This is a genomic window from Kribbella yunnanensis (assembly GCF_039529655.1).
Classification (GTDB): Bacteria; Actinomycetota; Actinomycetes; order Propionibacteriales; family Kribbellaceae; genus Kribbella; species Kribbella yunnanensis.
On record NZ_BAAANF010000021.1, the window covers coordinates 61963 to 86604 of the forward strand.

The window sequence follows — 24642 nt, forward strand, 5'->3', positions numbered from 1 at the left end:
GTCAGGTTGTGGACTCGCGGCCGAAATAGAAGCCGAGCACGGTACCGACGATGGCGACCACCGGTGAACCGATGCGTAAGGCGACGTCGGCGCGGCCGGCGGGATCGCCGTCGTCGAGCAACCAGACCGTCAGGAACGCGGCGATGATCGTCAGGGCGAACGTGCTGAAGATCAGGATGGAGATGATGCGGCGCGACGACTCGCGCTCCGCCGCGGTATCGACGGGATCCCACTTTGTTGCCGTCATCTCGATCCTCCCCTTCTAGACGGCGTGCTGGCCCGGGAACGTCACCGACCGGCGTTCGCGGCCACGGGTGACGAAGAACTGCCAGCCGGCCCGCAGGCGATCGTCGACGTAGGCCTGGGTCGCGACGGATCGCTCGCAGGCCTCCTGCTCGTCGACCTTCAAGGCGTCCTGGATCACCTTCAGCCGGTGCTGGGTCGCCACCGAGACCCTGGCCAGCGGAATCGCGCTCGGTGCCTCGGCCCGCCGGGCGGCAGTTGGCCCCACCTGTCGCGTGGCGGTGAGGACCTCCAGGATGTCCGCGGTGCTGCGCAGCCTGCCGAGCAACTCGACGAGATCCAGCTGCGTGGCTGCCAGCGTCGAGCGGTACGGCGACGCCGGCCGGCCCGCGGGCTCGTCGTAGCCGGAGTCCGACAGTTCCGAGCGGACGGCCTGGAGAATCCTGTCGAGACCGTCGACAGCGTCCCGGAGATTTGTCTGCGCCCGGCCGAGGACATTTGCGGCCGAAACGGAAATGATTTCGTCAACCATGATCGTTCATCCCCCACCCCTATTGCGCAGTATGCGAACGGGAATTGGCGATGTCAACGGCCGAAGAAGTGCGTCGGATTGATTCAAGCATTTCGATCAGACCGGCTTCCGGCGAGGTCAGTTTCCGCCCAGGCGGTCCACATCGGCGCGCTGGTTACCAGTTGGTGAAGGAGCCGTCGAGGCGTCTTAGTTGGGGGGTTCGGGCTGGTGTGCCGGGTGTTTCGGTTTTGGTGGGGGTGAGTTCTACGCCGAGGCCGGGGAGGCGGGGGGCTGTCAGGGTGCCTTGGGTCAGGGAGTGCGGGTGGTTGATGGCCTTGTGGGCTGGGGCCGGTGGCATTTCTTGGATGCCGAAGTTTGTGCAGGCGAGGTTGAAGTGCATGGCGGCGGCGGTGGAGACCGGGCCCAGGGGGTTGTGGGTGGCGATCTTGATGTGGTGGGCCTCGGCCATGGCGGCGATTTTGCGGGCTTCGGTGATGCCGCCGGCGATGCCTAGGTCGATGCGGGCGTAGTCGATCAGGTCGGCTTCGATCAGGGGGCGGAACTGCCATTTGGAGGTGAGTTGTTCGCCGGCGGCGAGTGGTACGCCGGTGCGCCAGCGCAGCATGCGGTAGGCCTCGAGGTCCTCGGAGCGAACGGCGTCTTCGACGAAGTACGGGCGGGCCGACTCGATTTCGCGGCACAGTGTGACGGCTTCGGGCGGGTCCAGCCGGGTGTGGGCGTCGATGATCAGCTCGATGTCGTTGCCGACGGCATCGCGGACGGCGTGGAACTGCTCGATCGCGACTCGCATTGCCTGCCGTGGCTCCAGTACGTCGCCGGCTGTCGGGACCACGAGCCGGAGATGACGCCAACCCTCTTCGACGAGCCGACGGGCGCCCGCCACCACGGCGTCCGTGTCGTGTCCCTCGGGATGAACATGGGTGTAGCAGGTGACGTGGTCGCGAACCCGGCCGCCGATGAGCTCGTGTAGCGGTACGCCGAACGCCTTGGCGCGGAGGTCCCACAAGGCGATGTCGATCGCCGAGATCACTGCCGCGGCGGAGCGGTCGGCGGGGAAGAAGTCGCCACGACTCAGCACCTGCCACAGGTGTTCGATCCGGCTTGCGTCGGTACCGATGAGCACCTCGTACAGGTGCCCCAAGGTGGCTCGGGAGACGGCCGACGACGTACGAACGCCGACCTCGCCCAGACCCTTCAATCCGTCGTCCGTCTCTACGACGACGAGCAGCATGTCCTGCCCCCGACCGGGGATCGCGGTCAGCCATGCGTCTGCGATCTGCAACTCAGCCTCCTCGAGCGGTGCAACTAGTCTGTCGTGTTGCAGCAACTTTGCCAAGAGTTTCCGGAATGCTCTTGACTCGCTGCCAGCGCCGGTGCAGGCTCTGGGGCAAGAGGAGGTCGGTATGGCGGTGACCATCGCGGATGTCGCAGTCGAAGCTGGGGTGTCCAAGGCAACGGTGTCGCGGACGTTCGGCATGCCCGATCGGGTGAATGCCGCGACACGCACGCATGTGCTGGAGGTCGCGGAGCGCCTGGGCTACATCCCGGATCCGATCCCGCGGTCGACGCGCACCGGTTCGATCGGGCTGATCGTGCCGGACATCGTCAACCCGTTCTTCCCACCGATGATCAAGGCCGTGCAGCGACGTGCACGGTCCCGCAACTACGGAGTCTCGCTGGCCGACAGTGACGCTCATGCCGGTGAAGAGGCCGAAGCAGTTGCCGAGATGTCCAAGCAGGTCGACGGGCTGATCTTCTGGTCGTCCCGGCTTCCGAGCGAGACGCTGGTCGAGGTCGCGAGCAGGGTGCCGACGGTGCTCGTCAACCGCAGCGCCGGCGGTCTACCGACCGTTGTCGCTTCGAGTGAGGACGGGATGCGGCAAGCCGTCGAACACCTGTATGCGCTGGGCCATACGCGTTGCGCCTACGTCAACGCACCGCGCAGCGTGTGGTCCAACCAGCATCGGCGAGCCGCAGTACGGCGTACCTGTAAGTCGCTCGGCATGGAACTCGTCGAGGTCGGTCCGTTCGCCCAGTCTGTCGAAGGCGGTGTGCAGGCGGCCGACATCGTCGCCGCACATGGGGTCACCGCGGCGATCGCCAACAACGACCTGACCGCCATCGGGCTGATGCTCCAGCTGGTCAATCGCGGGCTGTCCATCCCCGACGACATCAGCGTCGTGGGCGTCGACGACACGTTCGTCGCCACCCTGACCCGTCCGCAGCTCACCACCGTGCGCATCCCCGTCGAAGAGATCGGCTCGCTCGCGGTCGACCTGCTGCTGAGCATCCTGCAGTCCAGGGACAAGGCGGACGCCGGACCGATCGAGGTCGACACCCAGCTCATCGTCCGGGGTTCCACGGGACCGGCGACCGCCAAGGTCCACTGGCCGGCTCGGCCGCTGCCAACCCAGGACTGATCACACCACTCCGATCACCACGCGCCCTCGGCGCGTGGCAGATCGGCCTGCCCTCATGCGCAAACGGGGTGCGCGGAAAGTGATGCCCTCATGCCTCATCAGGTTCAGTTCGTCATGCTCGCGCTGTCCCTGGCCTTCGGCCCGGTGACGGCCGCGCAGCCGCCGGAAGCAGCAAACGTCGTTCTGCCCCAGCCCCGGCGCGATCAGCCGGTGTCGTCCGAGCGGGTTCGCGATATCGCGGTGGCCTTCGTCTATCCGGCGGCCACCAACCTCGACGCATCGTTGGACAAGATGGCCGAAGCCGGCGTACGGCGTGCGCAGGTCGTCGCGTCGTGGACCGGTCTCTGCCCGCGACGAGATGCCTGCGACTGGTCGGTACTCGATGCCTATTTCGCGAAAGCGGCTCAGCGCGGCATCAGCACCGCCGTACACATCAACTCGACGCCCGACTGGGTGCATCCGGATCTGGTCGAGACAGTGCCGGACTACGGCCGGCGGATCTGGTACCCACCGACGCGCACTGCCTCCGAACTCCAGGAGTTCAGCCAATTTGTCCAGACCCTCGCTGCTCGCTACCGAGGCCAGGTGGAGAGCTACGAGATCTGGAACGAGGAGAACTGGCGCGACTTCTACCAGCCGGTCGAGGATCCCGCGGACTACGCCAAGCTGCTGCGCACGGGCTATCTCGCTGTGAAAGCGCAGGACCCGGCCACTGACGTGATCTTCGGCGGCACCACGCGAACCGACCCCGGCTTCGTCAGAAGCGTGTACGACGAACTTCGCAAGTACCCCGATGCCGCGGGCAACGATGACTTCTTCGACGTGATGGGCGCGCATCCGTACACCGACGACCGGCATCCCGACAACCACGATCCGGCGAAGGTGCGCGAGAACGCGGCCGGTGGTGAGTTCGACGACAACTTCCTCGGTATCGATCGGCTCCGCTCCGAGATGGTCCGCCAGGGCGATGCCCACAAGAAGATCTATCTGGGGGAGTTCTCGTACTCGGCGATCCAGACCTGGATGGGGCTGGTACCGGACGACCGCCGCGCGTACTACCTTCGCCGTACCTATGAGCTTGCCGCACAGCGTTCGTACATCTCCGGCCTGGCCTGGTTCGTGTGGTCCGAGACGAAGCCGGATGACGAGTGGCACGGCTGGACGCTGCTGGAGTATCCGGACAAGCCGACCCGCACGTACGGCGAACTTGCGCAGCTGACCGGCGCAGCGGCCTCGGAGCGTCGACCTGCCCTCCGGCTCGCAGCCGGCGCGGCAACAGTCGACAAGCTGCCAAGAGCTGTACGGCGAGCCGAGCTCTATCTCGACGGCGTACAAGTTGCTAGTGGCAATCAGTTGCCGCTCAGCTATCCGCCGCCGACTGCCGGCCGCACGGCATTGGCTCAGTTGGTCCTGTACACCGACGACGGCCGAACCATCGAGACGGCTCCCCGCTGGCTCGCCACCGGGCAGCAGGTCACGCAGGTCTCGCATCCACAGGTGAAGGCGAAACGAAGCGTGGATGTCGGCACAGGCGTCGCAGCCGCTGGACCTGTACGGCTCCGGATCACCAATGCCGGCGGCGCGATCGTCTCGACGACGACCCTGGGCGTCGGACGTGGGCGACTCGAGCGCTTCGACGCGCTCGTCGCGCTGGATCGTCCTGGCACCTACCAACTCTCAGTTATCGATATCCGCGGCCACCAGTTGGCCGGCGGAGCGACCCTGGAGGTCCTGCCATGAAGTACCGCAGCTGTGCGCTGCTGGTCGCCGCAGCTCTTGCCGTGACCGGATGCACCGCGGACGCCAAGCCCGTCGTCCACTCCACAACCAGCGCCCTCGAAGGCAAGGGCCCGATCACGTTCGTCACTGGCAAGGACTCCAGCGGCGTGCTGCAGGGCCTGCTGGACAAATGGAACGCGGAGCACGCGGACGAGAAGGTCACGCTCGTCGAGCTTCCCGCCCAGGCCGACGGTCAGCGTCAGCAGCTGATCCAGAACGCGCAGACGAAGTCGGCCTCGTACGGCGTTGTCGCGCTCGACGTCGTGTGGACCGCGGAGTTCGCGGCGAACGGCTGGGTCGACGAGCTCCCGCAGAGTGAATTCCAGCTCTCGCAAATGCTTCCGTCGCTGGTCGCGGGAGTGAAGTACTTCGACAAGATGTACGCGGCCCCGTGGGGTGGTGGCACGGGACTGCTCTACTTCCGCACCGACCTGCTGGCCAAGGCCGGCGTACAACCGCCTAAGACCTGGGCCGAGCTGACGATTGCCTGTGACAAGGTCCTGAAGTTGCCTGAGGCAAAGGGCGTGGACTGCTACGGCGGCCAGTTCAACAAGTACGAAGGGCTGACAGTCAATGCTTCGGAGGCGATCAACTCCGCCGGCGGTTCGGTGGTCGGGCCGGACGGCAAGCCGAACCTGGCCACCAGCGAGGCGAAGCGGGGCCTGGACTTTCTCGTCCAGGGCTTCGCGTCCGGGCACATCCCGAAGGCCGCGATCACGTGGGACGAAGAAGGCGGCCGCCGGGCGTTCCAGGAAGGCAAACTGCTCTTCCACCGCAACTGGTCGTACGTCTACACGCTGGCCAACCGGAGCGACGGCTCCAGCAAGGTCGCGGGCAAGTTCGGTGTCGCCCCGATTCCGGGCCTGGACGGACCGGGCAAGGGCACGATCGGCGCCAACAACCTGGCGATCAGCAAGTACACGAAGAACAAGGCGACTGCCCTGGAGTTCATCAAGTGGATGACCGGCCAGCAGACCGCCAAGCAGCTGATGCTGCAGTCGTCGCAATCGCCGTCGTACACGGCGCTGTACGACGACCCTGAGCTCGTCAAGCAGTTCGCCTTCCTGCCGATGCTCAAGGCGGGCCTCGTCAACGCCGCTCCGCGACCGTCGATCGTCCGGTACGGCGACGGCACGGCGGCGATTCAGGAGGAGATGAGCAGCGCGCTGACCGGCAAGAAGTCGTCCGAGCAGGCACTGGCCGACCTGCAGAAGCGCCTGACCGAGATCGTCAACCGGTGAAACGTCCTGCCTGGTCGACCGCGCTCATGCTGTCACCGACCCTGCTCACCCTTGCCCTGGTGGTCGGGTACCCGGTGGTGGCGGCGATCCGGCTGGCCTTCGTCGAAGTCGCCGATCGGGTGAACCCGCAGACCGGGATGCTCGAACGAACGGAGTCGATCGGGCTCGGCAACTTCGCGGGCATCTTCACCGGTGAGTCCAGCGAGGCGTTTCGCAACGCCTTCTGGAACACGACGCTGTTCACTGTCGTCGGCGTGGTCGCCGAGACGGCACTCGGCGTCGCGATGGCACTCGTCATGAATCGTGCGATCCGGACCCAGGCGCTGGTCCGGGTCAGCGTCCTGGTTCCGTGGGCGATCCCGACGGCGATCTCCGGACTGCTGTGGCGATGGGTCTTCGAGAGTGACGGCATCGCCAACGCCGTACTGCGGACTGACGTGGTCTGGACCGCGGACGATTCGACGATCCTCGGGTTCCTGTCGGCGCCGTTCACCGCGGTACTGATCGCCGACATCTGGAAGACCGCTCCGTTCATCGGCCTGCTGGTACTTGCCGGCCTGCAGGTCGTCCCGAAGGAGGTCTACGAGGCCGCGAAGATGGATCGCGCTGGGAGTTGGGCGACCTTCTGGCGCATCACGCTGCCGCTGGTGAAACCGACGCTGGTCGTGGCGGTCCTCTTCCGCATCCTCGACGCACTGAAGATGTTCGACCTGCCATTCGTCCTGGTCGGTGCGCACAAACACTCGGTGGAGACGCTATCGACGCTTGCGCAGTACGAGATGTCGAACGTTCGGTACGGACCGGCGGCGGCGTACTCGACTGTTCTCTTCCTCTACATCGCATTGATCGCGTTCGTGTTCGTCAAACTGCTCGGCGCCGACCTGATCGGGCGCGGGCTGAAGGAGCGCCGATGACCAAACGTCTCCAGCTTGCCGATATCGGGTCCGCGTTGATCGTGTTGTTCTGCCTCGTTCCCTTCTACTGGATGATCGTGAGTGCCCTGCGGCACCCGGCCGACCAGTTCGCGACGACGCCGTTCCCGTTGCCGGTGTCGTTCCAGAACCTCGCGGCTGCGTTCGCGGAGCGCAACGGCTTCGGGCGGGCGCTGCTCAACAGCCTGATCGTCGCCGGTACGACGACTCTGCTCACGCTCGCGATCGGTATCACCACCGCCTACGTCATCGCCCGGGTCGAGTTCCGGTTCAAGAACGTCGTACTGGCGATCATTGTCGCCACCTCGATGTTCCCCGGCGTCACGTTGCTGATCCCGCTGCTGAAGCTGTTTGTCGGGCTGGACTGGATCAACACCTACCAGGCGCTCGTGCTGCCGAGTCTCAGCTTCGGGCTCCCGCTCACGGTGTTCAATCTGACCGCGTTCTTCAAGCAGTTGCCGTCGGAACTCGAGGACGCTGCCCAAGTGGACGGCTGCAGTCAGTGGCAGGCGTTCCGCGCGGTCATCCTGCCACTGGCGATGCCGGGGGTTTTCACCAGCGGAATCATCACCTTCATCGCGGCCTGGAACGAGTTCATCATCGCGTTGTCGCTGACGAACGATCAGAAGATGCGGACCGCGCCGGTGATCACCGCGCTGTTCACCGGCCAGTACAAGTTCGACCAACCGTTCGGAACCCAGATGGCGGCCGGTGTCGCCGTCACCGTCCCGTTGGTGATCGGTGCGCTGCTCTTCCAGCGCCGGATCGTCGACGGCCTGACCGCTGGAGCACTGAAATGACAAGAGCACTCGCCGTCTTCGCCCATCCCGACGACGTCGACTTCAATGCTGCGGGCACGATCGCGCAGTGGATCCGGGAGGGGATCGAGGTGTCGTACCTCGTCGTCACCCGCGGCGAAGCCGGACAGGGGGAGCCCAGGGAGACGATCCAGCAACTGCGGGAGGCCGAGCAGCGTGCTGCCGCGGCGGCTGTCGGGGTCCACGATGTCGAGTTCCTGGACGGGTACTCGGACGGCAGGCTTACAGTCACCCTCGAACTGCGACGCGACATCACGCGCGCGATCCGGCTCAAGCGGCCGCGGCGCGTCCTCACCAGCTCGCCGGTCCGGACCTGGCGCTTGCTGGATGCGGATCATCCCGACCACGCGGCCGTCGGTGAAGCGACGGCTTGCGCGGTCTATCCCGATGCGCTGAACCCGTACGTTCATCCAGAGCTTGCCGGCCTCGAGACCTGGTCGGTGCCCGAAATCTGGTTCAGCGAGCCGCCGGAACCACAGCACTACGTGGACATCACCGACACATTCGACCTCAAGCTGGCCGCCCTGGCCCAGCACATCAGTCAGCCGGGCACCGAGGCGGACTCGGTGCGGAAGCGATGTGCCGCGATAGCTGACAGGGGACAGCTGCCGCCAGGTCGCCTGGCTGAGTCCTTCACGATTGTCCGACGCTGACCAGCATCACCAAGGAAGGCCGCGCAGGTCGATCGGCCGACCTGCCGGGAAGCCGTCGCCCAGCACCATCGCCGGGTGGGTGTAGGCCGTGATCTTCTCGCCGGTGTAGACGTTGGTCATCGTCACTCCGGGGGCGACCTCGACCCACCCTGCGGCTTCGTAGAAGCCCTGGACGGCGCGCGAGCAGGTCAGGAATCCGAACGGAGCCGGGAGGACCTCACGGAGGTGCGCCATCAGCTCGACCCCGAGACCACGGCCCCGGTACGCCGGGTCGGTGCAGACGTGGCCAACGCCGGCGACGTACAGATCCTCATCGCCGACGCCGATCCGTCGGCGCTCGATGCCGAGGTGCGCGACCGGCACGCCACCGTCACTCAGGATCAACCGCCACTGCGGTCGCGCGAGCCACCAGGACTGCTGACGGAAGTGGTCCGCTCGTCCCGGGAAGGCCTTGGCCAACAGCTCTCGGAGCGGTTGGTCCTCAGCCTCGGTGAGCTCGGTTTCGGGAATCATCGCGATCGTCATCAGTCTGCTCCCTGACAAGGTGCCCATTGGGGATCATCGCCGACCTCAAGCCGGTACGGCGAGGAGTCCCGGCTCGGACGGTAGCCGATGGTGTTGGCGGTCGACCAGTGGCTCCCGGTGTTCGCCGAGACGCCATGCACGATGGCGAATCGCACTGGTGCCTCCAGAGCTCGGATGACCAGCTGCTGAAGATCTTCCGGCGCAAGCCAGTGATCCAACGCCTGCCGGGCAGGTGGCGTCGGCGTACAGGCCCCTAGTCGTAGGCAGATCGCTGATCCGCCGGAGCTGTAGGAGTGCGTGTACGCCGCGGCTTCGGCAAACGCCTTCGTGGCGCCGTAAGCGCAGCATGGTGCTGTCGGCAACTGAGTGTCGACGTGCCCCGGGTATTGGCCGACGGCGTGGATCGAGCTGGCGAGCACCACTCTGGTCGTGGCGGCGGCGGTCAAGATGTTGGCGACGGCAACGACATTCGGACCGAGCAGGCTGTCCCAACCGGAGTTGGGATGTGGATTGCCGGCCAGGTGAACGATCGCATCGACTCCGGTCACCGCTCGCCGGGCGACCGCGGCATCGCTCAGGTCGCCGTCCGCCAGGTCGACCGGCCGGACCTCGTAGCGCCGCTCGAGTGCCGGAAGTACCTGCTGTGCAACATGTCCTGCCGCACCGGTCACGAGAACCCGCACCGCGTCTCACCTCCACAAGGCCCCTCAGATGCTGGCACATCCGTGGAATCCGTGGCAAGCTGTTGCTGCATCGTTTCCATGAGTTGCCAGAAACAATGCACTAGCCGTGTGCCCGCCCCCTCGCCGGCCTGCCCGGCGCAGTCACAAGGAGATCGCTGATGTTCCAACGAAGAATCACCGTGCCGGTGGTAGCCGGCCTGCTCGCGCTGTCCGGTGCGCTGATCGCCACGCACGCGACAGCGGCCGACGAGGCAACCACTTCACGGGTGCTCGCCGACGACCCGCCGGCCGGTGTCCAGCCGGTTGGTGGCGGCACCGGATGGGGCATCAAGTGGTGGGATGAGTTCAACGGAACGGCCGTCGACTGGGGCACGAAGTGGAACGGGCACTCCAGCGCGCTGGCCGACGCGGGCCGCGGTAACAAGGGCAACCAGCAGCTCGAGTACAACCTGGATCGCAACTGCAGCGAGGCCAACGGCGTGATGACGATGACCGCCAAGCGCGAGCGCTACCAGGCGCCGTCAGGGACGACGTACGACTGGACGTCGTGTCTGCTGAGCTCGACGGGAAGCCGAGGCTTCACCTTCAAGTACGGCTTCATGGAGTCCCGCGCCAAACTCACGTACGACGTCCTGAACGCCCAAGGGAGCCCGGTCTCGGACAAACGAGGCTTCTGGCCGGCGTTCTGGACCTGGCAGGCCGCCGGTGTGAACTCCTGGCAGGAGACGGACGTCTACGAGCAGTACAGCGACAATCCTCGCCGCCTGTACCTGACCTCGCACGCCAACGCCGGTGGTGGGTGCCAGGTGAACCTCGCTTTCGATCCGGGGGCTGACTTCCACGTGTACGGCGCTGACATCTCGGCGCAGGGCACCAAGTTCTACATCGACGGGAAGCTGGTCTGCACCGTCGCCGGCGCCCCGTCGGAGAACACGAACATCATCGAGGACCTCTACGTCTATTCACGCTCCGGCTACGAGCCCAACCCGGCGACGGCATCGGGCAAGAAGGCCGTCGACTACGTCCGCGCCTGGCAGCGCTGAGCGTCAGCCTTTGAGTGCGCCGGCGGTGAGGCCTTTCGTCACCTGCTTCTGCAGCAGTGCGAAGACCACGAGGACCGGGAGGGCGGTGATCATCATCCCGGCGAAGAGCGTGACCCAGTTGGTGCCGTAGTCCGCGGCCTGGCCCAGCTGGAACAAGCCGAGCGGAAGGGTCATCTTCGACGGACTGTGGATCAGCACGAGGGCGTAGAAGAACTCGTTCCAATTGCTCAGGAAGCTGATGATGGTGACGGAGGCCAGGCCCGGGCCGAGCAGCGGCAGGATGACCCGGACGAACGTCGTGGCCGGGCCGGCGCCGTCCACCGCGGCGGCTTCCTCGAGCTCGCGGGGGAGGGTGCGCAGGAAGCCGACCAGAACGAAGATGTTGAACGGCAGGTTGTAGGTCGCGTAGACGAGGACCAACCCGAGGCGGGTGTCGAGCAGCGCGAGGTCCTGCAGGGTGAGGTACAGCGGGATGAACGTCACCATCCACGGCACCATCAGACCCGTCAGGAACACCGCCAGTACGACGCCGTTGAGGCGGAACGGGATCCGGGCGATCGGATAGGCGGCGAACGCCGAGACCACGACACCGAGGACGGTGGCGCTGATGCTGACGATCACGCTGTTGCCGAAGAACGCACCGACGTCCGCGTTCGTCCACGCGTTCGCGTAGTTCTCGAAGTGGAACTTCTCGGCGATGGTCCACGGCCGTGTCCCGAGAAACTCCTGATTCGTCTTCAGGGACACGTTCACCACCCAGGCGAACGCGGCCGCGGCCGAGAAGGCGATGGTGCCGAGCGCCAGGTAGATGACCAGGTGATGCGGCCGGTACGACCTGGGGCGGATGTCAGTACTCGAGGTCATCGCGCTTCAGCACCTTGTTGAGGATTGTCGTGACGATCAGCAGTACCGCGACGAGGACCACGCCCATCGCCGCCGCGTAGCCGAACTCGGTCTGGTCGATGGCGATCCGGTACATCAGCGTGCCGACCACTTCGGTCGAACCGAACGGGCCACCGCCGGTCATGATGTAGACGAACGCGAACGCCTGCATGCTCTGCACGATCCACAGGACCAGCAGGATGCGGAGCAGATCGTGCAGCATCGGCATCATCACCGACCAGAACAGCCGCCATTCGCTGGCGCCGTCGACCCGCCCGGCCTCCAGTACGTCGCGAGGCAGCCGCTCGAATCCCGCCGACAGCAGCACCACCCAGATCCCGATGCCCTGCCAGACCGTGGTGAACGCCACCGCAGGCAAGGCAGTCAACGGATCGCCGAGCCACTCCCGCGCCAGCCCGCCGAGACCGAGCTCGGCCATCGCCGGGCTGATCAAACCGAGCGTCGGGTGGTAGATGAACTTCCACATCAGCGCGACCACTGCCGCCGACAGCACCACCGGAGCGAAGACCACGAGCCGGAAGAACCGTTCACCGCGGATCGGCTGGTTCAGCGCCCAAGCGATCGCGACCGCCGGCGGAAACAGCATGCAGCCGCCGATGAACGTGAAGGCGAAGGTGTTCTTCAGCGCGGTCCGGTACTCCGGGTCGGACAGCAGCGCGGTGTAGTTCGCGCCGCCGACGTATCTCGACGCGCCGGTGCGGGTCCAGTCCGACAACGAGATGCCGAATGTCCGCACCAGCGGATACAGGAAGAACAGCGCCAGCAGTACGACGGCAGGCAGCAGGAACGGAATGACGATACGCCGCTGGGCGTTGCGGAGCATGTCAGTTCTTGTGTACTCGTCGGAGGGCGGCGTCCAACCGCTGCAACGTCTCGTCCGCGTCCTGCTCGCCGAAGAGCAGCCGCGCGATCTCGGCGTACACGGGCTTTCCGGCTTTGCTCTGCGAGAGTCCGAAGTCGCGCGGCTGCAGTGCGTCTGCCTGGGACAGCACGGTGTCGATCCCCGGCACACCAGGCGGGCTGGGTACGCCGACGACGGCCGAGACCTCGCCGATCTCGGTGGCGCGCTTGGTCTGGGTTTCGACGCTGGTCAGTTTGTCGATCCAGGACAGTGCCAGCGGGATGTCCGGGCTCTTGGCCGAGATCGACACGTTCTGCAGGGCGGCCATCACCGTGCCCTGGTCACCGGCTGCGCCGTCCACCTTCGGGAACGCGACGACGCCGAGCTCGAAGCCCTTCGGGATCACGTCCTTCATCTCGCTGACCAGCCACGAGCCCATCAGGATCATGCCGGCCTTGCCCTGGAAGAACTGCGCCTGTGCGGCGGTGAAGTCGGTGCCCTTGAACCCCTTCAGGAAGGCCTTCTTGTCCCGCAAGTCCTGCAGCATCTGCAGGCCTTTCAGGAAGCCCGGGTCCTCGGTGATGTGACCCTTCCCTTCGGTCAGCACCCCGCGGGCCTTGGCGTAGCCGACGGTTCGCAGCCAGAGATGGTCGCTCCACATCCCCATGTACGGTTCGAACAGCCCGGTGAGTGCGATCGGGTCGACGTTCTTGGCGGTCAGCGCGTCGGCTGCCGACAGCAGCTCGTTCCAAGTCGTCGGTGGCTTGATCCCGAGGTCCTTGAACAGCTTCGCGTTGTAGAACAACACGTGCAGCGAGAGTTCCGAGGGCACCGCGTAGATCTTCTTGGTCTCCGGATGCTCCATGAACTTGCGCACCGTCGGGCTGTAGCGGTCCAGCCAGGGCTTGCCGCTGGCCGGGTCCTTCTGCTGCAGGTACGGCGTCAGGTCGAGCAGCGCATCGTCGTCCGCCCAGGCGCGCAGATCCGGGACGGTGCCGTCGAACATGCCGTAGTCCACATCCGGCGGAGTCCCGGCACGCCACCGCTGTTCGAGGCCCGGGCGCGCCTCGGTGTTGGCGAAGGTCAAGGTCACCTTGGAACCGGGGTACTCGCTCTCCAGCCCGGTGCTGAGGTTCTCCAGGAACTTCAGGCCGGGAGTGCCCTTCGCCGGCAGTACGCCGACCTCCAGTGGGCCCGGCTTGATCTGGTCACGCCATGACGTCGCGTCGGGGCCTGCCGTGGTCCCAGGGTTGCTGCTGCCGCAGCCCGAGACCAGCGCCAGTGCGAAGGCGGCTATCAGGGCCGCGCGCCTCATTGTCATCGAAATGCTCCCTTGGTGGGCCGGAGATCGGCGCGGGGCGGCGTCTGCTGCATTTTTCGAAATAAGAGATAAAGCTTCCGATATGCGGATAATATGAGTTATTGGGGGCTTGATGCAAGGTCCTGGGGCGGTCGCAGTGCGACGGCTTCGATCTCCACGAGGATCGTGCCGAGGTGAGCGCCGGCCGTCAGTCGAGCCGGGTAGGGCGCCTCGAAGAACTCCGGGAACACGGCGTCGTAGGCGTCCCAGTCTCGGTCCGGATCCTCCAGGAACGCGGTGAGCTTGACGACGTCCTGAAGCGTCGCGCCCGCTTCGGCCAGCACTGCCTGCAGGTTGCGCAGCGTCTGCCGGGTCTGTTCGGCGACATCGCCGTCGCCGACGAGTAGACCGGTTTGCGGATCGACAGGCCCGAAACCGGCCGTGAAGATCAGGTCGCCGGCGATTCGGGCCTGGGCGTAGTGGCCGCGGGGTCGCGGCGCGGCCGTCGTGGCGACGGCCGGTGCGGTGTGCCTGGGGGAAGACATGGTGAGCACTGTCCTGTTCTGGAGGGTCGCGCCTATGATCATACGAGAAACTGAATTTATATCTCGTATATCGAAAGATAGGAAGTGGGCAGCGTGGAGGTCCTCAAAGCGGGCTGGCCGGAGCGGGTCGAGCGGTCGCCGGAGGTGATCGGCACGGTGAGCCGGATCCTTTCCGACGTCGAGCGGGAGGGGCTGCCGGCGATCCGTCGGTACTCCGAACAGCTGGACGACTGGAATCCGGAGTCGTTCGTCGTCTCCGCCGACCAGATCAAGGCTGCGGCCGCCTCGGTCGATGAGGAGCTGGCGGCGCATCTGGAGTTCGCGCGCGAGCAGGTCGAGGGGTTCGCCCGGTTGCAGCGAGCGACGCTGACCGACCTCGAAGCGGAGACCCGGCCCGGCGTCGTACTAGGGCACAAGCACCTGCCGATCAGTCGCGTCGGCTCGTACTCACCCGGTGGGCGGTACCCCTTGATCGCCTCCTCGATCATGACCGTGACTGTGCCGAAGGTGGCCGGTGTGGACACGGTGGTCGCGATGGCGCCGCCGCGGGCGGCGAAGGGGATCTACGGACCGCAGCTCTACACGATGGACCTGGCCGGTGCCGACGTGATCGCCTGCCTAGGCGGAGTCCAGGCGTTCGCCGCCCTGGCCTTCGGCTTCGAGGATGTGCCGCCGGTCGATCTGGTGGTCGGTGCGGGCAATGCTTATGTCGCGGAGGCGAAACGGCAGCTGTTCGGAACGGTCGGGATCGATCTGCTCGCCGGCCCGACCGAGGTTGCTGTGATCGCCGACGAGAGTGCCGACCCACGACTGGTCGCTGCGGATCTGCTCGGTCAGGCCGAGCACGGCTTCAACAGTCCCGCGCTCTTGGTGACGACCGACCGAGCCTTCGGTACGGCGGTCCTTGCCGAGATCGAGCGTTGGTTGTCCACCGACTGGCCGACCGTCGAGGTCGCGGGCGGTGCTTGGCGTGAGCACGGCACGGTCGTGGTCTGCGATTCGCGCGAGGAAGTCGTCAAGGTCTCCGACGCCTATGCGCCGGAGCATCTGGAAATCCAAACCGCGGACGACGACTGGTATGCGGCGAACCTCCGAAACTACGGCTCCTTGTTCATCGGGCCCGAGGCTACGGTCGCATTCTCGGACAAATCCATCGGCACCAATCACGTCCTGCCGACCGGCCGGGCCGGTCGCTACACCGGTGGTCTGTGGGTCGGCAAGTTCCTCAAGACGGTCACCTACCAGCGGCTCACCGCGGCGGGCGCGGCCTCGATCGCGCCGTCGACGGCGGCTATCGCGGACGCCGAGCTGATGTACGGTCACGCCCTCACCGCTCGCCTCCGCGAGTCCTGACCTCTTGTCAGGGCGGCGCGCGGCACTTTACGCTCACCTGATATCCGGAAATTATCTTCGATATCTCGAATTTAGGAGTCCGCGATGCCACGACCGCCCGCCTGGTACCGACGACGTCCAACCACCCTCGCGCTGGTGACGGCGCTGCTGGCCATCCTCCTTCCGCCTCCGACGGCGACGGCCACCGCGGCCGCCGTACCGGAGGTGCCGAAAGTCCTGATCGGGCAAGACTTCCCGGATCCGGACATCCTGCGCGTCGGCGACACGTGGTACGCGTACTCGACGAACAACTCGCTGCATGTTCCGGTCGCCAGTGCGCCGACGATCGACGGGCCGTGGTCGATGCGCGGGGACGCGATGCCACAAGGCTGGCACGACGGCTGGTCGGAGTACGGGTACACCTGGGCGCCGGACGTCGCGGCCAATGCCGACGGATCGTTCACGCTGACCTACACCGCCAGGCATACGGCATCCGGCAAGCAGTGCATCGGCGTCGCGCTCGCCAACTCACCGCTCGGACCCTTCGTCCCGTACGGCGGCCAGCCCCTGATCTGTACGACGTCAATCGGCGGAGCGATCGACGCCAACACGTTTCTGGCGTCGAACGGCACTCGCTGGCTGATGTGGAAGAACGACGGCAATGCGATCGGCCAGTCGAGCACGCTGTGGGTGCAGCAGGCGGTCGACAACGGGGCTCGCCTGATCGGAACGCGGTACGCGATGCTCTCGGCGCCGGCCGGCCAGGTGATCGAGGCGCCCGACATCATCGAGCGCGACGGCCGGTACGTGCTGTTCTACTCCGGCGGCGACTACGGCGGATGCGGTTACCTCACGTCGTACGCGACCTCGACCAACCTCGGTGGACCGTGGACCCGCGCCTCCCAGCCGCTGATGACCACGGGCAACACCGGTCTGTGCGGTCCTGGTGGAGCCGACGTCGTCACCGAGGCCGATGGACTGACCGGTGGTGACAAGGTCGTCCTGCACGGCTGGGTCGGCGGGGCCCGGCAGATGTTCTCGATCGACCTGAGCTGGGTGAACGGATTCCCGGTCCAGGGCGGTCACCGCGCCGCATCGCTCGACGGGAACGGCCGGGCCGAGGTCGCCGAGATCCTGGCCGACGGGACGGTCCATGCCGCCCAGAACTACAAGGGCTTCGCCACGATGCCCTACAGCGCGTCGCTGCAGATCGCCGACAAACGCCACGACCCCAGCCGGGTCCGGTTTGCCGATCTGAACGATGACGGCCGCAAGGAAATGATCGAGATCCAGGCCAACGGTGAGATCCATGCCTGGCTGAACTCGGGCGGCTTCCGGGCGAACGCGTTCACCACCGAGATCGTCATCGCCACCGGCTTCTTCGTGCCCGGCCGGGTCAAGTTCGCCGACCTGGACGACGACGGCCGCGCGGAACTCATCGAGGTCACCGAGAACGGTACCGGTGACGTCAAGGCCTGGCACAACGATCTTGCGTTCGCAGCGATGCCGTACGGCGCGCAGAAGCTGATCGCGGACGGGTTCTATGTTGCCGCCCGCACCTTCTTCGCCGACATCGACGGCGACGGGCGCGACGAGGTCATCGCCGTACAGGACCAGCCCGGTCACCCGGTCGATGCCTGGCACAACGATCGCGGCTTCGTCGACCGGCCGTACGGCGACATGGTGACGATCGCGGACGGGTTCGACGAGCCGGAGCGGGTGCGGTTCATGGACCTGGACGCCGACGGACGCGACGAGATCGCCGCGATCCAGGACACCGGCGACATCCAGGCCTGGCACAACGACGAGGGCTTCCGCACCCGCCCGTACGGCGACTCCGTCATCATCGGCGACGGCTGGGACGAACCGGCCCGCACCTTCTTCATCTGAGCAAGGACACGACATGCCGAACCTTCCCCGTAGGGGTTTCCTCGCACTCACCGGCGGAGCAGTCGCCGGATCACTCGCACCATCGGCGGCCGAAGGTGCCCACGGCAACCAGGTCGTCGCCGACAGTTCGCCGTACCGGTCGGGGGAGGCGGACCTCGCCACCGCGCGGTCATGGTGGCCGCCGCAACGACAGGAGTGGACGCCGATCGGCTGGAAGGGGCACCTGTTCCGCTTCAACGTGTTCTACAACGGGATGCTGATGTGCGAGCCGGGTCCGGGGTGGAATACCAAAGAGAACGTGATGAAGTACCAGGGGCAGGGCATGCAGTTGCAGTTCCTGCCGCCCGACTTCCATGGTGGGTTCCCCTCGCCACCGAGCCACGCCCGGTACATGTGGCAGGACGACCTCGGCATCGGCGAGCAGGGCTGGCGGCCGGACACGGTCGCGCCGGTGCTGTGGACCAGATGGCGCCTGCCGCAGGGAGTCGTCGTACGGCAGTCTGTGTTCGGTCATCTGAAGGGCGGCGGTGCGTACGAGGGGGAGACGGATCCGCTGTATGCCTGGGTGCGCCTCGAGGTCGAGAAGGTCGATCCGGTTCGGGCGCCGGAGACGTTGCCGTTCGTGGTTCGGGTCGCGCGTCGGCACCTGTTCTTTCGCGACCGGTACGCCGACGAGAACGGGGTCACGCTGGAGTACGACCCGGCGCAAGCGCCGATGCCGGGGCGGATGCGGGTCGCCCCGGTGTTCAACCCTGGCAACCGCCCGTACGAGCGCCGCATCCAGCATCTGGACAACACGGTCCGGATCGGTACGTCGCCCTTGCGGCAGGACCAGGCGTCGTTCACCGAACTCGCGACCGAGAGGGTCTACGACCTGAAGGTCACTCTCGATGTCACCGCCGGCGCTCACGTGGACTTCCTGGTCGCGATGCGGCCGCAGCCGCGCGAGGAGTTCGACCGCGAACTCGCACTCGGCTGGGACGGGGCGCTGGCTGAGGCGAACGCCTATTGGACGGCAACTGCCAAGCCCGGCGCGGAGATCCGAACTCCGGAACCCTTTGTGAACGAGGCTTTCCGGCGCTTCGTCGAGCTGGCGGAGATCGTCGGGGAGAAGAGCCCGGAGACGGGCGATCACACGTTGCTGACGGGCTCTTTCGGGTACGACGTGTTGTGGGCGACGCCGACGTCGATGGCCTTCCATATGTTGCTCGACCCGCTTGGGCGGCACGATATCGCCCTCAAGCATCTGCAGTTGTTCAAGGCGACGCAGGGGACCCGGAAACCGCCCGGGCAGGCTTACGCCGAGCATCCGGGATACCTCGGGTCACCGCGTCACTTGCAAGCCTTCGACTGGTTGTCGGATCACGGCGCTCTCCTGCACACGATCGCGTACCACGCTCTCCTGAGCGGCGATGCTGGGTTCGTCCGGGACTGGACGGAGGTGGTCGTCAAGGCCTGCGACTTCGTCAAGGACTCGTGCGAGAACACCAACCACGACGGCATCCACGGCCTGATGCCCAAGGCCGTTGCCACCGACGAATTGCTCGAGACCCAAGCGGTCTGGTCCGAAGCCTGGTGCTACAAGGGTTTGTCCACCGCTGTCCGTCTGCTCACCAAGCTGGGGCACCCGCGCGCGGCGGAGTTCGACAACGCCAGGCAGGCCTTCCAGGACAAGCTGGTCAGTGCCTATCGCGATCTGATGAGCAAGGCGCCGACGTGGCCGCACCCGGACGGATCGCGGCAGCCAGTGCCGAAGGCCGACTACACCGATCGGCCCTTCCACATCTTCCAGGACGCGTTCCTGCTCGACACCGGTCCGCTGTTCTTCGTGTGGGCCGGGGTCTTCGCGGCCGACGACCCGCTGATGACATCGCATCTCGACTACTTCCGGGTCGGCCCGAACTCCGAGCTGTGGGACGTCCGCTCGAACGCGATCCACCGCGCGACGCTGCTGCACGAGGTGTCGAGCTGCGAGCCGTGCTACAGCTGGAACCTGACGCACAGCTGGCAGGCCGGTGATCGAGCGAAGTTCTTGGAGGGCGTCTACAGCCTGTTCGCGGCGGGGATGTCACCGCAGACGTTCATCTCCAACGAGCACCGGCACAGCATGCAGGGACAGCTGTCGTCGTCCGGCCTCGTCACCTGGCATCTCCTCAAGGCCGTCGTCGACGACGCGATCGCCTCCCAGGAACTTCATCTGCTCCGGCTCTGCCCGCTGCCCTGGCTGAGCTCGGACGAGGAGACCGTCTTCAACCGCCTCCCGACCGAGCACGGAACGGTCGATCTGCGGTTCCGGCTGGCCAGCCACGGCAAGCGGCTGGACGTCACCTTCAAACCCATCTGGCGCTGGCCGCACCCGCCCCGCGTCCTGCTACACACTCCGCCGCTTCCCGGCCTCCGCACGATCCGCGTGAACGGCCGCGAAAGGCCGGCGTCACCCGGTCGCCCGATCAGCATCTGACCCCCGGAGACCCCATGAGCACCCAATCGCTCCGACGGCGGACGACTGCCGGACTCGTCGCCCTGCTGACTGCGTTAACCCTGCCTGCCCTACCCGCGGATGCACGCATCGCCGCCGGACCCGCCGACCCACGCAGCGCTGTTGGAACCGCCGATGCGCGCATCGCTATCGGAGCCGGTGTTGCTGTCGTCGGTGGGTCGGAGCCCGGCGACCTCGTGGGTCGCGATCGTGACGGCCGGCTGTGGGTTCATCCCGGTACCGGCGATGCCACGCGCCCGTGGGATCCCGCCGTACGAACGCTTGTCGGATCAGGTTGGTCCGGCCCTAACATCCTTTCGCTGGCCGACGTTTCGCTGGACGGCCTACCCGACCTCTTCACGCGCGACCCGGCGAACGACGGCACAGTCGGCTACCACCCCACGCCCGGCTGGGACCCCGCAGTACGCGTGCTGGGAATGGCAGGCTGGAACAGCGCGCAGGCGGTCCTGGCAGAAGACGTCGACGGCGACGGTCGCCCCGATCTACTCGCCCGGCAAAGCGGTGGCAACCTGCGAGTCTGGCCCCACGACGGCAACACCACCGCCAGCCCGTGGCTCACCAAACCCGCCTACGACGTAGCCGAAGGCCTCGAACGCACCGACCTGGTCGCGTTCGGAGAAGTCACCGGCGACGGACTGCGCGACCTCGTGATCCGCGAAGACGACGGCACGGTCTGGGTCCTACCCCACCCCGGCGCCGCAGCCGCGAAGGTTGCTGCAGGCAAGCAGAAGCAAACACCCCGCTGGCAATGGAGCAAGCAACGAGCGAAGCGCCTCGCGGTCGGCGTCAGCACGAACCAGCTTGCGGCCGGGGTTAGCGTGGATCCGGCGGCGCCGTACAGCGCGGGGACCGGGTGGGCCGAGGATGTCCGGCTCGACTTCCAGGACGTCAACGGCGACGGCTTGGCCGATCTGCTTGCCACCGATCGCGATGGCCGGCTGCGGATCGCGTTGCACACCGGTGCGCCGGCGGGTGAGAACCCTTGGCCGGCGACAGTGTCGGCGGGGGACTGGTCTGCCTACGACCTGGTCGCGATCCGTCCCGTCACGAAGGTTGTGTCGGTGGTTCGGATCGAGCCGCGGACGGCTTCAGCAAAGGCCGGTACGACGACCAGCTTCCGCGCGACCCTCGTGTCGCCGAGCGGGAGTCGTGATGTGACGAGCGAGGTCACGTGGTCCACCGCATCATCAACGGTGGCGACGATCGACAGTTCAGGCCGCGCCACGGCGCATGCGGACGGCAACACCGCCGTACTGGCCGGCTTCACCGGGGCAGCCGTCGGCGCGGCTGGACTCAAGGTGGGTGCCGGTGGCGGTTCCTCGCCGGCGCCGGTGCGGCCAGGTGACGCGGTTGGACTCGATCGGGACGGGCGGTTGTGGCACTACCCGTACACCGGCGACCCCGCCCGGCCGTGGAGCCGGATCACCCGGCAAATGGCTGGGATCGACTGGGCCGGACCCGACCGGCTGGTGCTCGGTGACGTGACGCTCGACGGTACTCCGGATCTGTTCGTCCGCGACCCCGCGGGTGACGGCAGCGTGTGGTTCCACCCGCACTCCGCCGCCGATCCGCAGCGGCCCTGGAGCTTGACCCGCAAGGTGTTCGGCATGAGCGGCTGGAACAATGCCGCGGCCGTCATCCTCGAGGACGTCAACAGCGACGGACGTCCGGACCTCCTGTCCCGGATGCCAGCCGGCAACCTCCGGTTCTGGCTGCACGACGGCAAGACGGCCTCGAGCCCCTGGCTGTCCGCGGGCCAATGGTCCGACATCGCGACCGGCCTGGAGAACACGACCGTCGTACGGTTCGGCGAGGTCACCGGAGACAACCGCCGCGACCTCGTGATCCGCGAACGCGACGGTTCAGTCTGGGTGCTCCCGAACCCCGGTGGCGTCGTCGGACCAGGCAGCGCACCCCTCTGGCGATGGAACCCCGCAACCGCCGACCCCGCCCCGGCCGACCCAACCAAGCCCTACCGCCTCGGCACCACTTGGGCCGCCAGCACGGCACTCGACCTACAAGACGTCAACGGAGACGGCCGCGCCGACCTCCTCGCCACCAGCCCAACAGGCGAGCTGCTGGTCCACCTACACAACGGCAACCCCCGCAACCCCTGGACCGCCACGACAACAGTCCCCGGCAACTGGAACGACGGCCTAACCGCCTTCAGTTCCACCGAGTAAGGGATGTCTGTCATGAATTCCCGAACTGCCGCGGCACTCGGTGCTCCACGAGCACAGATGTTGCCGAGACAAAACCGCAGACGACGGGCACCCGCGCCGTCTACGGCTGACGAGCTGCGGCTAATGCTGCCCTGGGATCAGGTGGCGTGTACCTGCCCCATCGAACGGGGTGCTGTCCGCGTGGGCTCGGCCGATGACGTGCGCGGTGGTTGTTCGCCGCTGCGTCCGACAAAAGTCGGTTGGCCGAGCAATCCGATGGCTGAGCCGGATGGTTGCTGCCGGCGCCCAGTGCCTGCGTCGTCTGGGGCTGACGGGCTGTGGTTGCTGCTCCGGGGATTAGGCGGCCTGCAGCTGACCCACCGGTGTGGTTGCTGCTGCCCTGGAACAGGCGGTTGTGGCTGACCCATCGAGCGGGTGCTGTCTGCTTGGACTCGGCCGGTGACGTGCGTGGTGGTTGATCGCCGCTGCGGCCGACCAAAAGCAGGAGGGCGGGGCGGTCCGGTGGCTGAGCCGGATGGTTGCTGCCGGCGACCGGTGTCTGCGTCGTCTGGGGCTGACGGGCTGTGGTTGCTGCTCCGGGGACCATGCGGCCTGCAGCTGACCCAGCGCCATGGTTGCTGCTGCCCCGGGATCAGGTGGTTTGTGGCTGGCCCATCGAGCGGGGTGCTGTCTGCGTGGGCTCGGCCGCTGACGCGTGTGGTGGTTGATCGCCGCTGCGGCCGACTAAAAGCGGCTTGGCTGATCGATCCGATGGCTGAGCCGGATGGTTGCTGCCGGCGACCAGTGTCTGCGTCGTCTGTGGCTGACAGGCTGTGGTTGCTGCCACGGGGATCAGGTGGCCTGCAGCTAACCCACCGCTGTAGTTGGTGCCCCAGGACAAGGTGGCGTACGGCTGGTCCGGTCGGGTGGCGCAGCCGGGCGTCGACTCGGCCGGTGACGTGCGTGGTGGTTGATCGCCGCTGCGGCCGACTAAAAGCAGGATGGCGGGGCGGTCCGATGGCTGAGCCGGATGGTTGCTGCCGGCGACCGGTGCCTGCGTTGCCTGGGGCTGACGGGCTGTGGTTACTGCTCCGGGATCAGGCGGCCTGCGGCTGACCCACCGTGGTGGTTGCTGAGCTGGGATCAGGTGGCTGTGCGGCTGACCCATCGCGGTGGTTGCTGCTTGGGAATCGTGCGGTTGGCGGTTGGTGCCGGTGGTGTGGTCGGCGTCGGTGGTGGACGTGGGTAGGTCCGCGGGCCGGTCTGGGGACCGGCTGCCGCGGTGGGGTGATGGGGTGGGTGGGGTTATGGATCGAGGTGGTGGGGTTTACGGTCCGGCTGTGGGGGTGGTGTTGGTGCCCCAGGGGTCGGTGTAGTTGGGTACCAGCTCGGGCAGCCGGGCGAGGGCTTTGCGGGCGGCGGCCAGTCCAGGATTGGGCAGGGTGCTGGCGGCGGGGAGCCGTTCGGGTTGCTGGTGCGTTGGGTTGCTGGTGACGCCGGTGAGGCCACTCCAGTCCGCACTGGTGCTGCTGACACCGCCCCGATCGTCACCGCAGTCGTTGGTGTTGTGGGTGTGGGCAGGGGTGACCCAGCCGATCATCTCGGCGAGTGCGGCGGGATCGGTGCGGGGCGGGTCGGCCCATGACGGGCGGGTGACCTCGACACCGTCGTCCGTAATCGACAGCGCCCACTGGCCGTCGTGGACCGCGCGGTGGTGGACCGAGCACAGCAACGCGAGGTTCTGCAGGCTGGTCGGGCCGCCGTTGGCCCAGTGGATGAGGTGGTGGGCGTGGCACATCCAGGGTGGTGCTTGGCAGACGACGCAGCCTTTGTCGCGTTTGTTCAACGCGCGGCGGATGTAGCGGTTGACGAAGCGTTGTTCGCGGCCTACATCCAACGGTTGGGAGTCTCCGCCGAGGACGATCGGCAGCACCGCGGCGTCGCAGGCTAGGAGACGGACGGCGCCGGCGGACAGGTTGCCGCCGAACACCAACTCACCTACTCCACCACCCCGGCCGGCGGCAGCGAGACCAGTCGCGTCAGCCCCGCTCACGTCGCCCCGGCTCGTGTCGGCTCCGACCGCACCGGCTCGGCTCGCATCTGCGCCGGTGGTGCCGCCGAAACCGGCGGGGGTGGCGGCTTTGAGGTCGTTGAAGTCGATGGTGACGGTCAGGTGCGGGACACCGGGATGGTCGGGGTTGCCGGCGGCGGCGTTCATGATGATCGTCAAGGCGTCGGCTTGGCGTTGGTCGCGAGTGCGGGGGTCGCGTTCGCCGTCGATGGTCTTGTGGGGTTTGGAC

Annotated in this window: 21 protein-coding genes; 11 read left to right on the top strand and 10 right to left on the bottom strand. The window is 66.7% G+C overall.

Features of this window, described 5'->3' with window-relative positions; translation table 11 throughout:
- Position 1: 1 nt before the first annotated feature.
- From ABD231_RS31665 to ABD231_RS31675, 3 genes are all read right to left on the bottom strand, one after another.
- Positions 2 to 247, bottom strand: a complete 246-nt coding sequence (locus tag ABD231_RS31665; RefSeq protein WP_344160147.1) for a hypothetical protein — start codon at positions 245 to 247, stop codon at positions 2 to 4.
- A 15-nt stretch (positions 248 to 262) separates the two neighbouring features.
- Positions 263 to 775, bottom strand: a complete 513-nt coding sequence (locus ABD231_RS31670; RefSeq protein ID WP_344160149.1) for a hypothetical protein — start codon at positions 773 to 775, stop codon at positions 263 to 265.
- Positions 776 to 929: 154 nt separating this feature from the next.
- The gene (locus ABD231_RS31675; protein WP_344160152.1) at positions 930 to 2057 is read right to left on the bottom strand and encodes a mandelate racemase/muconate lactonizing enzyme family protein; all 1128 of its coding nucleotides are present in this window, start codon (positions 2055 to 2057) and stop codon (positions 930 to 932) included.
- A 121-nt stretch (positions 2058 to 2178) separates the two neighbouring features.
- Here ABD231_RS31675 and ABD231_RS31680 point away from each other — a divergent pair, with 121 nt between their 5' ends.
- From ABD231_RS31680 to ABD231_RS31705, 6 genes are all read left to right on the top strand, one after another.
- On the top strand, positions 2179 to 3195 hold the full coding sequence (locus tag ABD231_RS31680; protein WP_344160155.1) for a LacI family DNA-binding transcriptional regulator: 1017 nt from the start codon (positions 2179 to 2181) through the stop codon (positions 3193 to 3195).
- 90 nt (positions 3196 to 3285) lie between these two features.
- Positions 3286 to 4935, top strand: a complete 1650-nt coding sequence (locus ABD231_RS31685) for a hypothetical protein (RefSeq protein ID WP_344160158.1) — start codon at positions 3286 to 3288, stop codon at positions 4933 to 4935.
- The gene (locus tag ABD231_RS31690) at positions 4932 to 6215 is read left to right on the top strand and encodes an ABC transporter substrate-binding protein (protein ID WP_344160161.1); all 1284 of its coding nucleotides are present in this window, start codon (positions 4932 to 4934) and stop codon (positions 6213 to 6215) included. The genes ABD231_RS31685 and ABD231_RS31690 overlap by 4 nt, the downstream gene beginning before the upstream one ends.
- Positions 6212 to 7129: a carbohydrate ABC transporter permease gene (locus tag ABD231_RS31695; RefSeq protein WP_344160163.1), complete on the top strand. Its 918-nt coding sequence runs from the start codon at positions 6212 to 6214 to the stop codon at positions 7127 to 7129. The genes ABD231_RS31690 and ABD231_RS31695 overlap by 4 nt, the downstream gene beginning before the upstream one ends.
- Positions 7126 to 7947, top strand: a complete 822-nt coding sequence (locus ABD231_RS31700) for a carbohydrate ABC transporter permease (RefSeq protein WP_344160166.1) — start codon at positions 7126 to 7128, stop codon at positions 7945 to 7947. Before ABD231_RS31695 ends, ABD231_RS31700 begins: the two co-directional genes overlap by 4 nt.
- The gene (locus tag ABD231_RS31705) at positions 7944 to 8618 is read left to right on the top strand and encodes a PIG-L deacetylase family protein (RefSeq protein ID WP_344160169.1); all 675 of its coding nucleotides are present in this window, start codon (positions 7944 to 7946) and stop codon (positions 8616 to 8618) included. The genes ABD231_RS31700 and ABD231_RS31705 overlap by 4 nt, the downstream gene beginning before the upstream one ends.
- Before the next feature lie 6 nt (positions 8619 to 8624).
- Here the strand turns inward: ABD231_RS31705 and ABD231_RS31710 are convergent, their stop codons facing one another.
- Together ABD231_RS31710 and ABD231_RS31715 are read right to left on the bottom strand one after the other, a co-directional pair.
- Positions 8625 to 9143 carry a GNAT family N-acetyltransferase gene (locus ABD231_RS31710; RefSeq protein ID WP_344160172.1) on the bottom strand — a complete coding sequence of 173 codons (519 nt, stop codon included), beginning with the start codon at positions 9141 to 9143 and terminating at the stop codon, positions 8625 to 8627.
- Positions 9143 to 9826, bottom strand: a complete 684-nt coding sequence (locus ABD231_RS31715; protein WP_344160175.1) for an NAD-dependent epimerase/dehydratase family protein — start codon at positions 9824 to 9826, stop codon at positions 9143 to 9145. The genes ABD231_RS31710 and ABD231_RS31715 overlap by 1 nt, the downstream gene beginning before the upstream one ends.
- Positions 9827 to 9984: 158 nt before the next feature.
- Between ABD231_RS31715 and ABD231_RS31720 the strand changes: the two genes are divergently transcribed.
- Positions 9985 to 10869, top strand: coding sequence for a glycoside hydrolase family 16 protein (locus ABD231_RS31720; RefSeq protein WP_344160178.1), 885 nt, complete (start codon positions 9985 to 9987; stop codon positions 10867 to 10869).
- 3 nt (positions 10870 to 10872) lie between these two features.
- On the opposite strand, the gene ABD231_RS31725 is transcribed toward ABD231_RS31720, so the two are convergent.
- The 4 genes from ABD231_RS31725 to ABD231_RS31740 form a co-directional block, all read right to left on the bottom strand.
- A complete protein-coding gene (locus tag ABD231_RS31725) occupies positions 10873 to 11733 on the bottom strand; it encodes a carbohydrate ABC transporter permease (protein ID WP_344160181.1) in 861 nt (286 codons plus the stop codon).
- Entirely contained in the window at positions 11717 to 12595 is an 879-nt protein-coding gene (locus tag ABD231_RS31730; protein WP_344160183.1) for a carbohydrate ABC transporter permease, read from the bottom strand. The genes ABD231_RS31725 and ABD231_RS31730 overlap by 17 nt, the downstream gene beginning before the upstream one ends.
- A 1-nt stretch (position 12596) precedes the next feature.
- On the bottom strand, positions 12597 to 13934 hold the full coding sequence (locus ABD231_RS31735) for an ABC transporter substrate-binding protein (RefSeq protein WP_344160186.1): 1338 nt from the start codon (positions 13932 to 13934) through the stop codon (positions 12597 to 12599).
- A 98-nt stretch (positions 13935 to 14032) separates the two neighbouring features.
- Complete coding sequence (locus ABD231_RS31740; RefSeq protein WP_344160189.1) at positions 14033 to 14458, bottom strand: RidA family protein; 426 nt, start codon at positions 14456 to 14458, stop codon at positions 14033 to 14035.
- 93 nt (positions 14459 to 14551) lie between these two features.
- On the opposite strand from ABD231_RS31740, the gene hisD reads away from it, so the two are divergent.
- The 4 genes from hisD (at position 14552) to ABD231_RS31760 (ending at position 22363) form a co-directional block, all read left to right on the top strand.
- Positions 14552 to 15811, top strand: coding sequence for a histidinol dehydrogenase (hisD, locus tag ABD231_RS31745; protein WP_344160192.1), 1260 nt, complete (start codon positions 14552 to 14554; stop codon positions 15809 to 15811).
- An 84-nt stretch (positions 15812 to 15895) separates the two neighbouring features.
- The gene (locus ABD231_RS31750) at positions 15896 to 17680 is read left to right on the top strand and encodes a glycoside hydrolase family 43 protein (RefSeq protein ID WP_344160194.1); all 1785 of its coding nucleotides are present in this window, start codon (positions 15896 to 15898) and stop codon (positions 17678 to 17680) included.
- A 13-nt stretch (positions 17681 to 17693) separates the two neighbouring features.
- Entirely contained in the window at positions 17694 to 20141 is a 2448-nt protein-coding gene (locus ABD231_RS31755; RefSeq protein ID WP_344160197.1) for a hypothetical protein, read from the top strand.
- Between the two features lie 14 nt (positions 20142 to 20155).
- Positions 20156 to 22363 (top strand): FG-GAP-like repeat-containing protein, encoded by a 2208-nt coding sequence (locus tag ABD231_RS31760; protein WP_344160200.1) that lies wholly within the window; start codon positions 20156 to 20158, stop codon positions 22361 to 22363.
- A gap of 1306 nt (positions 22364 to 23669) precedes the next feature.
- Here ABD231_RS31760 and ABD231_RS31765 read toward each other — a convergent pair.
- Positions 23670 to 24642, bottom strand: a 973-nt coding sequence (locus ABD231_RS31765; RefSeq protein ID WP_344160203.1) for an HNH endonuclease signature motif containing protein, incomplete at its 5' end; no start/stop codon positions are given.